At 45.2% G+C, this 2,529-nt stretch carries 2 protein-coding genes; both read left to right on the top strand.

Going from position 1 to position 2,529, the window contains the following annotated elements; genetic code table 11:
• The first annotated feature begins 215 nt into the window (after nt 1–215).
• Entirely contained in the window at nt 216–1,790 is a 1,575-nt protein-coding gene (locus tag Q0236_RS01730; RefSeq protein WP_297914307.1) for a TonB-dependent receptor, read from the top strand.
• Nucleotides 1,726–2,289: a TonB-dependent receptor gene (locus Q0236_RS01725; RefSeq protein WP_297914305.1), complete on the top strand. Its 564-nt coding sequence runs from the start codon at nt 1,726–1,728 to the stop codon at nt 2,287–2,289. Before Q0236_RS01730 ends, Q0236_RS01725 begins: the two co-directional genes overlap by 65 nt.
• Nucleotides 2,290–2,529 lie beyond the last annotated feature (240 nt).

The following is a 2,529-nucleotide window of genomic DNA, read 5'->3' as shown; positions in this document are numbered from 1 at the left end:
TGAGCGATTTTATCAAAAGTAGATTTAATTTTTACTAAAATTTTGATGATCGATATTTAAATTATATTTTATCATTTAGCTTTATTTAATGATAATAAAGCATTCGGAGATAAAATTGTAATGATTTTAAAATGTCTTGATAATTAATATAAAATAAAGGATTAATTTTATATTATTCGCCGTTTTTTAATCTTATTATCATTTAGGAGTTTCGTATGAAAAAATTTCATCTGGCTTTGTCTTTGTGCGCGGTTCTTTGCTTAAGCGCACAAGCAGACGAGAAATCAAGCGCTACGGACGCGTCCAAAAGCAAGGATTCAAATACGCAAAGCCTAGGCGTAATCGAAGTTACTAGCGATTCTAGCACGCCTAGCACCGTGGATGATGTCAAAATCAACACCCGCAATGCCACGCTCGTCAAAGACGTATTTCGCGATATTCCGGGCGTTTATGTGGGCGGCACCAACGGCATGAATCAAAAAATTTATATGCGCGGCGTGAGCGATCGCGGTCTAAATATCACGATTGACGGCGCGAAGCAAAACGGCAATACCTTTCATCACAACGCCGATTTACTAATCGATCCTGATCTTATCAAAGCCGTAGAGGTCGATGTAGGCGCGCGCTCAGTCGTGAACGGCTCGGGCGCTTTGGGCGGCTCAGTTGCCTTCAGGACGGTAGACGCTTCTGACATGCTTGAGGACGGTCAGGATATCGGCGCCAAGCTCAAAGTGGGCTATACGAGCAATAACGAAGGCTATTCGCAAAGTGCGATGCTCTACGGCAAAGCGTTTGATAGCCTAGATATGCTTGCTGCGTTTAAGCACTACGGATACGGCTTCGGCGAATCGGGCAACGGTAAGCCTACGGGCGGCGATGGCAACGATATAAATTATTTATTAAAAGCGGGCTATAGCTTTTTGGATTTTCATAAAATTTCGCTATCTACCGAACATATGCAGTATAAAGGCTTGTATCCTTTGCGCCCAGAATTCGGCTCATGGTTAAACGGACAGCTGGATAACCGCAAATACGAGCGCGATACACACACGATCAAATACACGTATAATCCAAGCGACCTGCTAGAGCTCGACATCACGGGATATTACACCAAGCATCAACGCATCGGATCGACTTCGACGAACGTAAAATGGGGCGTCGAGACCAAAGGCGGCAAAATCGGCGCTAAGAGTAAATTTGAAACGGGCGATCTGGCTCATACGCTACGCTACGGCTTTGATTACTACCGCTCCGAAAACTACGTTAAGCCCGGCAATCTACGCCCCGAGAAGGTCGATAATTATAGCTTTTATATCGAGGATGCTATGCGCTACGGCGGGCTTACGGTAACTCCTGGCGTGCGCTACGAAAGGCACGAGCTAAAGACTTACAACGGCAGAGGTGCTAATATCTCTAGCTACAAATATAAATTCAACGAAGTAAGCCCTGCTTTAGCGCTTGATTACGAGATCGGCGCAGGATTTGGGGCGTTTGCGAGCTATGCGCGAGTATTTAGAGGACCTGACGTAATGGAGAGCATGATGGCTGCGGGTACTAGCCGCGGCAGATCACTAAGCTGGATGGCTAACGAAAATTTAAAAGCCACTACGGGCAACGCCTACGAAATAGGCGGTCGCTACAAAAGCGAGCTAGGAGAGAATTCCTCAGTAAGCCTAACTGCGAAGTATTTCAGAACGGAATATAAAAATTTAATCGTAGATAACAATGCTCGCGGCGGGCGGAATCGTCGGCTGCCCGGGAGGCGCAGCAAATACTTTATGCAGGGCTAACGCAGGCGGTGCGGACATTGACGGCGTCGAGCTTTTCGCAAGATTAATATTAGATGATTTGAGCCTTGCTGCGGGTTACACCCACCAGCACGTAGAATATAAAGACCGCGTACGCAGCGGCTCGGGCTATCTAAGCTCAAACATCATCGGCTACCGCGACTATGGCGATAAATACACCTTCAATGCCGAGTACGCAATCTCTGCGGCGGATCTACTGCTGGGCTATAACTTGCTCTTTTTCAACTCCAAAAACGTAGCCTCCGCAAATAGCGACGAAAAAACAAAAGTGCCTAGCTACGCGGTTCACGATCTATATGTGACCTACGCTCCGGATAGCGGGCGATTTAAAGGGCTTGAGATCAATGCGGGCGTTTACAATCTCTTTGATAAAGCCTACGCGTCGCACTCACAGCGCAGCGCCGATTTCACCGGAGATTCAAATGCTATCGACTGGGAGCCGGGACGAAATTTCAAGCTAAGCGTGGCGTATAAATTTTAAAGCTTACGCGAGATGACGGTACGAAATTTTGCACGCTAAAGCGGCGAAATTTTAAAAATTCAAAACCCTTGGAATTTCAAAATTCTAAGGGTTTTATAAATTTGAAATTCTTAGACTTAGAATTTCAAGCTTTTAAATCCTACTAACATAAATTTTCTCGTAAAATTCTTGCGAATAGCAAAATTCTCATTCGCAATGAAATTCTAGCTTACGGCGAAATTCCCAAAATTCAAAGCGATA

The organism is uncultured Campylobacter sp., from assembly GCF_938031315.1.
Lineage (GTDB): Bacteria > Campylobacterota > Campylobacteria > Campylobacterales > Campylobacteraceae > Campylobacter_B.
Note: the sequence above shows the minus strand (reverse complement) of the source record. Positions and strands in the feature narration are given on the sequence as shown.

Coding starts and splice junctions, on each gene's coding strand:
- Q0236_RS01730 (WP_297914307.1), top strand. CDS start 216: ATGAAAAAATTTCATCTGGCTTTGTCTTTGTGCGCGGTTCTTTGCTTA.
- Q0236_RS01725 (WP_297914305.1), top strand. CDS start 1,726: ATGCTCGCGGCGGGCGGAATCGTCGGCTGCCCGGGAGGCGCAGCAAAT.